This is a genomic window from Flavobacterium sp. UBA4854, from assembly GCF_002399805.1.
Lineage (GTDB): Bacteria > Bacteroidota > Bacteroidia > Flavobacteriales > Flavobacteriaceae > Flavobacterium > Flavobacterium ginsengisoli.
The window spans coordinates 2,398-2,606 of sequence record NZ_DHEI01000143.1; the positions used below are offsets into that span (position 1 = coordinate 2,398).

General features: G+C 33.5%; 1 protein-coding gene. It reads left to right on the plus strand.

Annotated features, from left to right (window positions below):
* Positions 1 to 209: PAS domain-containing protein (locus B3J44_RS20615; RefSeq protein ID WP_286971164.1), on the plus strand; the 209-nt coding region annotated here is incomplete at both ends.

Genomic DNA, 209 nt, shown 5'->3' on the forward strand with positions numbered 1-209 from the left:
GCACTAAGTACTGATTTAAAAAGGGTAAGCCAAATCTCAGATGAATTTATCTGGGATGAAAAAATGCTCAATATTCAGGAAAGACTCAAAAACGAAGTGGTTTTAGTAACCGATTTAGATTTGAAAATAGTTTTCGCGTCAAGCGGAATAAAAAAAATGACGGGTTACAAAGAGGAAGAAATCTTAGGAAAAACACCAAAGATGTTTCA